This window comes from Mesonia profundi, assembly GCF_031085155.1.
Taxonomy (GTDB): Bacteria; Bacteroidota; Bacteroidia; order Flavobacteriales; family Flavobacteriaceae; genus Mesonia; species Mesonia profundi.
On sequence record NZ_JAVHUL010000061.1, the window covers coordinates 1 to 7049 of the forward strand.

General features: G+C 35.4%; 7 protein-coding genes. 3 read left to right on the plus strand and 4 right to left on the minus strand.

Annotated elements, in window-relative coordinates; translation table 11 throughout:
- Window positions 1-103: 103 nt before the first annotated feature.
- Entirely contained in the window at window positions 104-1123 is a 1020-nt protein-coding gene (locus RBU60_RS13815; RefSeq protein WP_308865653.1) for a threonine aldolase family protein, read from the minus strand.
- Window positions 1124-1400: 277 nt separating this feature from the next.
- Here RBU60_RS13815 and prfB point away from each other — a divergent pair.
- The 3 genes from prfB (at window position 1401) to RBU60_RS13830 (ending at window position 5637) form a co-directional block, all read left to right on the plus strand.
- Window positions 1401-2499, plus strand: a protein-coding gene (gene prfB, locus RBU60_RS13820; protein WP_308865654.1) for a peptide chain release factor 2 whose coding sequence is annotated in 2 segments (ribosomal slippage) — window positions 1401-1463 and window positions 1465-2499 — 1098 coding nt in all. Because the reading frame shifts where the segments join, the coding sequence is not laid out codon by codon here.
- A 153-nt stretch (window positions 2500-2652) separates the two neighbouring features.
- The gene (arsC, locus tag RBU60_RS13825) at window positions 2653-2994 is read left to right on the plus strand and encodes an arsenate reductase (glutaredoxin) (RefSeq protein WP_308865655.1); all 342 of its coding nucleotides are present in this window, start codon (window positions 2653-2655) and stop codon (window positions 2992-2994) included.
- 126 nt (window positions 2995-3120) lie between these two features.
- Window positions 3121-5637, plus strand: a complete 2517-nt coding sequence (locus RBU60_RS13830) for a TonB-dependent receptor domain-containing protein (protein ID WP_308865656.1) — start codon at window positions 3121-3123, stop codon at window positions 5635-5637.
- An 81-nt stretch (window positions 5638-5718) separates the two neighbouring features.
- Here RBU60_RS13830 and RBU60_RS13835 read toward each other — a convergent pair whose 3' ends face one another.
- The 3 genes from RBU60_RS13835 to RBU60_RS13845 all read right to left on the minus strand — a co-directional run bounded on the left by RBU60_RS13835 (window position 5719) and on the right by RBU60_RS13845 (window position 6870).
- A complete protein-coding gene (locus RBU60_RS13835; protein ID WP_308865659.1) occupies window positions 5719-5898 on the minus strand; it encodes a hypothetical protein in 180 nt (59 codons plus the stop codon).
- A gap of 81 nt (window positions 5899-5979) precedes the next feature.
- Complete coding sequence (locus RBU60_RS13840; RefSeq protein ID WP_308865657.1) at window positions 5980-6393, minus strand: SRPBCC domain-containing protein; 414 nt, start codon at window positions 6391-6393, stop codon at window positions 5980-5982.
- A 6-nt stretch (window positions 6394-6399) separates the two neighbouring features.
- Window positions 6400-6870, minus strand: coding sequence for a VOC family protein (locus RBU60_RS13845; protein ID WP_308865658.1), 471 nt, complete (start codon window positions 6868-6870; stop codon window positions 6400-6402).
- Between the last annotated feature and the right edge of the window lie 179 nt (window positions 6871-7049).

Here is a 7049-nt window from a genome sequence, read left to right on the forward strand (position 1 = left end):
CAATGAAGTCATTGTTCAGCTTTAAATATTAAATTTAATCCTTTATTAATCTGTATCAATTATTTAGGACTAGACAAAATTTTTTCTGATCTGCCCCTATCAGCTAGGCCATCTTTTTTAAAATTTCCAGTAGCTTCTCATGCATTTCCTGCGTATAATCTAAATGCGTAACCATTCTCAGCTTTCCTTGTCCCATACTGCTAATAATGACGTCTTTCTCTTTTAGTTTCTTTAAAAAATCGCTTTCGCTGATCTCTTCTGCTAAATAAAAAATAATGATATTGGTTTCTATAGGCTCCACTTCATTTACGTAAGCTTGTGTTGCCAAAACCTTTCCTAGCTCTTGTGCTCGCAAATGATCTTCGGCTAACCGCTCTATATGATATTCTAAAGCATAAATTCCTGCGGCAGCCATAAAACCTATTTGCCGCATTCCGCCACCTAAAACTTTACGCACGCGCATCGCATTTTTCATGACTTTCTCACTCCCAATTAAAACGGAACCTAAAGGAGCGCCAAGTCCCTTAGATAGACAAATAGAAATACTATCAAAAACTTCCCCGTATTGTTGCGCAGTTTCTCCTTTCGCTACCAAAGCATTAAATAAACGTGCGCCGTCTAGATGCAATCCTAACTGGTGTTCGTCACAGACTTTTCTTATTTTTTTAATCTCCTCAAAATCATAACAAGCACCACCGCCTTTATTGGTGGTGTTTTCTAAACAAACTAAAGAAGTCAACGGACTATGGTAAAAATCTGGAGGATTAATAGCTTCCTCCACTTGCGCTGCGGTGATCATTCCGCGATTGCCGTCTAGTAACTTACAAGAGACTCCGCTATTAAAAGAAGCTCCGCCGCCTTCATAATTATAAACGTGCGCCCATTTATCACAGATTAATTGCTCGCTGGGTTGCGTATGGAGTTTAATAGCAGCTTGGTTAGCCATGCTTCCCGTAGGAAAGAATAAGGCTTTTTCTTTACCAAACATCTTGGCTAAACGTTCTTCCAATAAATTTACCGTTGGGTCTTCTTTATATACATCATCCCCTACTTTTGCTTCTACAATCGCTTTCATCATGCCAGGCGTAGGTCTAGTAATGGTATCGCTTTTTAAGTCTATCATTTCGTTTTTTTTATCAAGGAGTTCAAATTTACATGAAATGTTTAAGCTGTACTTGTTTTTGCGCGAGGGATTGAGTGGCATGTTTGAGCTCTTTTTGCTTTTTTAAAAAGTAAAAAAGCGAGTAACGAAAGCCCGACCCTTATTTTTTATAAGGGACGCGCCCAAAAAAATATTATACCAAATAAAACGGCATTTCTTCATAAATAAGTGCTGAAATCTTTTTGTGAAGGCTAACGAACTTCTATTTTTGTTTTCAACAATAAAAAAATAAGCAAAGATGATTACCCAAGATACCCTAAAAGACCTCAAAGATCGTGTCACTGCCCTAAAACAATATCTTTGACATTGATGCCAAACGCATAGAAATTATTAATGAGGAAGAAAAAACCTTCGCTCCAGATTTTTGGGACCATCCGCAAGAGGCTCAGAAGTTAGTACGAAGCCTTAATCAGGAAAAGAAATGGGTAGAAGCTTATGAAACTGCGCTCACCTTTTATGAGGATTTAGAAGTCATTTTTGAATTTTATAAAGAGGAGGAAGCTTCTCTAGAGGACGTAAACCAACGTTACGAAAAGCTAAAGAATCTTTTAGAGGATTTAGAGTTTAAAAATATGCTTTCTGAAGAAGGAGACGAACTTTCGGCGGTACTTCAAATTACTGCTGGCGCGGGAGGAACAGAAAGTTGTGACTGGGCAAATATGCTCATGAGAATGTATCTCATGTGGGCAGATAAGCAAGGTTTTAAAGTAAAAGAACTCAATTACCAAGAGGGAGATGTGGCAGGAATTAAAACCGTGACCATAGAAATTGAGGGCGATTACGCTTTTGGTTGGTTAAAAGGAGAAAATGGCGTTCACCGTTTGGTGCGTATTTCCCCTTTTGATAGCAATGCGAAACGTCATACTTCTTTTGCATCGGTTTATGTGTATCCTTTGGTGGATGATTCTATAGAAATAGATATCAACCCAGCAGATATTGAGATTACTACCGCTAGATCTAGTGGTGCCGGAGGACAAAATGTAAATAAAGTAGAAACGAAAGTTCAGTTGGTGCATCATCCTACAGGAATTCGCATTTCGTGTTCAGAAACCCGCTCACAACAGGACAACCGAACGACTGCCATGAAAATGCTTCGATCGCAATTGTATGAAATTGAGCTTCAGAAGCAACTGGCACAACGCGAAGATATTGAATCAGAAAAAATGAAAATCGAATGGGGTTCGCAAATAAGAAATTATGTGATGCATCCTTATAAGTTGGTGAAAGATGTGAGAACTGCGGAAGAAACAGGAAATATAGATGCGGTGATGGACGGACATATTGATGACTTCTTAAAAGCCTATCTCATGATGATGGGTCAGAAAGAGGAGAGTTAGCAATTAGCAATTAGCAATTAGCAATTAGCAATTAGCAAAAATAAATATTTTGGATTGAAAAGTTCAAAATGAAGCGGTTTACATCCGAAGAAAAAATCATTTTATAGGAGTATAATCAACTAAAAACCCTATTTTAAGTAAAAATAAACAACTATGATTAAAATTTATCACAATCCTAGATGTTCTAAATCTAGAGAGGGACTTAATATATTAGCAGAATCTGGACAGGATTTTCAGATTGTAAAATATTTAGACCTTCCCATGGAAAAGGAAGAAATAAAAGAAGTATTAAGTCTTTTAGGTATTTCAGCCGAAGATCTCATCAGAAAAAATGAAAAGGTTTGGAAAGAAAATTATAAAGACAAGAAACTTTCTGAAGACGAGCTTCTAGAGGCCATGCAAGAACATCCTAAATTAATTGAACGTCCCATCGTAATCCGTGGTGAGAAAGCAGTTATTGGAAGACCTTCTGATAAAATTAAAGACTTGTTCTAAACAGAAAATATTACAGCATTTTAAAAATCCGCTTTACTCAAAAGCGGATTTTTTATTAAGCTAAATTTAACAAAACTTCATTAAACCATCGCGAGATAATTGGGTCTTAGTTACAAAACAATCCAAATGACGATGAACAAATCTCTACGTAATTTCGTAGTCTTTAAATTATTCTTATTTCTTTCCGTAGCTAGTTTTGCTCAAAACAACTATACCGTTTCGGGTAGTGTTACAGATGAAGATGCGGGAATTCCCCTAGAATACGCCACTATTACCTTTAACGATCCTTCTGGTAAACTTTCTCCGCAAGGAGGAGTAACCGATTTTGACGGAAACTTCTCTATCGAAGTGAAGGAAGGAACCTATAATATTATCGTAGAATATATTTCTTTTGAACCCAAAAAGTTCAATAATAGAAGCATTACGAAAGATATCACTCTAGGTACAGTTCGATTAGGTCTTAATGCCGATAGTTTGGATGAAGTGGTGATTAGATCGGAAACAACTCAAGTAGACATAAGATTAGATAAAAAAATCTATAATATTGGTAAAGATTTGACCACTCAAGGAGCTAGCATTAGCGATGCGTTGAGTAATGTTCCTTCGGTTACCGTAGATGTAGAAGGCGCAATTAGCTTACGCGGAAATGAAAACGTGAAAATTTTAATCAACGGAAAACCTTCTGCCATGGCAGGATTTGGCGATACAGATGTCTTTAAACAACTTCCTGCAGATGCTATTGAACGCGTAGAAGTAATCACCTCCCCTTCTGCTCGTTATGATGCTGAAGGTACCGCTGGAATTTTGAATATTATTCTAAGAAAAGAAAAAACCTTAGGTTTAAACGGTTCTATTTCGGCTAACCTAGGTTATCCTACCAACAGCTCTATTTCGGCTAACCTTAATTTAAGAACAGATAAATTTAATATTTTTAATACCACTGGAGTTTATTATAAAAAAGCACCAGGACATGCTTTTTTTGACAACCGTTATTACGGAGATAGCCTTTCTGTAGACAGGTCTATTGAAGATCGAGATTATGATCGTAGACGCCAAGGAATCAACACCAACTTAGGAATGCAGTATTTCCTTACGGAGAGTTCTTCGATAACAGGAAGTGTTTTTATGCGTTTTGGAGATGATAAAGATATTAGTAAAAACAATACTTCTCGTTTTCTAAACGATAACCTTATCAATTCAACTACAAGAACAGAAATCGAAAAAGAGAAGGATGAGAGTTATCAATACGCCTTAAATTATGTGAATAAGTTCAATGATGAAGGACATAAATTAACCGCCGATTTACAATATTCTTATGATAATGAAGACCGACCTACTTCTATCGTTGAGAATTTTAATTTCCCTACGGAGAATTTACAAGGAAAAGATCGAATTTTTGAAAATGAAAAACAAAACGAATTTCTTATCCAAGCAGATTATGTGTTGCCTCTGGGAGAAGCGCAGTTTGAAGCCGGTTACCGTGGTACCTTTAAAGAAGAAGTAACCGATTATACTTTAGAGTCTCTTAATTTAAGTAACAACTTATATGAAATTGACTCGTTGCTCACTAATAAATTTACTTATAACGAAAATGTAAATGCTGTTTACACACAATATGGTAATAAACTTGGGAAGTTCTCTTTCTTATTAGGCTTACGTCTAGAGCAAACGCAATTAAAGGGAAAAATTGATTCTGAATTTGCCGACCAAGGTGCTTTGGAAGAAGAATTGGGAACCGATGTAGATGTGAATTTTGATAAAAATTATTTAGGCCTCTTTCCTACCGTGAATTTAATTTATGAACTGGGAGAAGAAGAACATGTCTCTGTAGGTTATAACCGAAGAATTAACCGTCCGCGTGGATGGTATATTAATCCATTCCCATCAAGATCTAGTAGAACCAATATCTTTCAAGGAAACCCCGATTTAGACCCTGCGTATTCTGATGCCTTCGATATTGGTTACCTAAAGCAATGGGATAAATTAACCCTCACATCTTCTATTTACTACCAACACGAAACCGAATCTTTTGAGCGTATTAAAGAAGATACAGGAAACACTACTACAGACGGAGAAAAAATTATCCGTTCTATTCCAATTAACTTGGCTAAAAACGATCGTTTTGGAGGAGAATTAGGCCTCCTTTACAATCCTATAGATTGGCTTCGCCTTAACGGAAGTTTCAATATATATAATTCTACAACTAAAGGAGATTTTAATGGTGTAAATTATGATTCAGAGAATACCAGTTGGTTTGCACGTTTTAGCTCTAAAGTAACCTTACCAAGTGATATCCAATGGCAAACTACAGGATTTTATAGAGGTCCTAGTAAAAATGCCACTACAGAAAGTGACGGAATATTTTCTATGAACATTGCCCTAAGCAAAGACCTTATTAAAGATGTAGCTACCATTTCTTTAAATGTAAGCGATGTGTTTAATACAAGAAAAAGAACTTCTTTCTCTAATAATAGAACTGGCGTAGATGATTTGGATTACTTTACTTCAAACAGTGAATTCCAGTGGAGAGAAAGACAAATTACTTTAGGAGTGGTTTATAGATTTAATCAGCCTAAAAACCAGCGAGGACGTAATGGAGGTAATTCTTCAGGAATGGATGAGGGTGGAGATTATGAAGGTTAATTTCTTCTCTTTCCCATAAAAACATAAAAAAAGGAAGCTAAAATTTAGCTTCCTTTTTTTTATATACTATATGAAGGCTACTTATTGTAAGGCTTCTTTCTTTTTACGTCTTTCTTCTTTTTTCTCTTTAAACATTTCTAATAAAGAACCTCCTATCCAGTAAGGCACTGCAAAAGTCAATAAAAATACCATTAACCAAAAACCGATTAAAGCGATACCAGCGAACGCTAAAAAGCCAAGGTACTGACCAAATTCGAACATCATAATTTCTAAGTTTAAAAGAATTTCTTCAAAGATACACAAAATTTGAAATTTAATACAAACAAACTTTAAGGTTTTAGGCTATTTATTTTCAGTATAAGTTTTAAAGTTCCTCAAAATAGCTTCCCAACCTTCTTGTTGTTTTCCGATAGAGTTTTGATTTTCAGTATCAAAAACCATATTTATCCTTGTTTTATTTTGAAAATTCTCAAAATCAATCATTACCTCTCTCCCATCGGCAATGGTATATTTTATTTTTTTAAATTTCTCCACTTGGTTATAAGTTGCTTCAAAATCAAACCCAAAGCTTCCATCTTTAGCTTCCATACGTGCAAGATACTTTCCTCCTACACGCAAATCGTTTTCTGCCTTTGGACAACACCAATCCTCTGTAGCAAAATTCCATTGTGTAATGTATTTTGGCACTGTCCAATATTTCCAAACTTTTTCTACAGGAGCTTCAATATCTATTGAAATACTTATTTTATCTTTCATAATTGATTAGGATTGATTCGCTTTTTCTAATTTTGAAATATCTATTTTTTCCATTTTTAACATAGCTTGTACCACTTTTTGAGCTTTTTCTTGGTTCTCTTGATCCTTTAACTCTAAAAGCTTTTTAGGTATAATTTGCCAGCTTACGCCATATTGATCTTTTAACCAACCGCACTTACTCTCCTTTCCTCCTTCAGCAATAAGCGAATTCCATAAATAATCTGTTTCTTCTTGATCTTGAGTTAAGACCACTAAGGAAACTGCCTCTGTAAAATTGAATTGATGCGCTACAGAACTTTCCATACAAGAAAGCATAAAATCATTTAATTGAAATTGAGCATGTTTTACATATCCTGGCTTCTCTTCTTTTTCTTTGGCATATTCTAGAACCCCTTTTATAGAAGAGTTTTTAAATATAGAAGTGTAAAAATTCATAGCCGCTTTCGCTTTCCCAGTATTATGTTCTACAAACATCATATGAGGCACAAAATATTGATCTGTATCTCCTTTTTCACCGGTATAAAGTTGCCAGCTTACGCCGAATTGATCCTCTACCCAAGCATATTTTTCGCTAAAAGGATTGGAGTGTCTACCTTTGATGTGACGATTTTTTAGAGTCCATAAATATTTATAGATTTAAATTATGGCAAAAAAAC

Bases quoted from the DNA above. Each gene is read 5' to 3' on its own strand.
- RBU60_RS13815 (WP_308865653.1), bottom strand. From the start codon at position 1,123: ATGATAGACTTAAAAAGCGATACCATTACTAGACCTACGCCTGGCATG.
- arsC (WP_308865655.1), top strand. From the start codon at position 2,653: ATGATTAAAATTTATCACAATCCTAGATGTTCTAAATCTAGAGAGGGA.
- RBU60_RS13830 (WP_308865656.1), top strand. From the start codon at position 3,121: ATGACGATGAACAAATCTCTACGTAATTTCGTAGTCTTTAAATTATTC.
- RBU60_RS13835 (WP_308865659.1), bottom strand. From the start codon at position 5,898: ATGTTCGAATTTGGTCAGTACCTTGGCTTTTTAGCGTTCGCTGGTATC.
- RBU60_RS13840 (WP_308865657.1), bottom strand. From the start codon at position 6,393: ATGAAAGATAAAATAAGTATTTCAATAGATATTGAAGCTCCTGTAGAA.
- RBU60_RS13845 (WP_308865658.1), bottom strand. From the start codon at position 6,870: ATGATGTTTGTAGAACATAATACTGGGAAAGCGAAAGCGGCTATGAAT.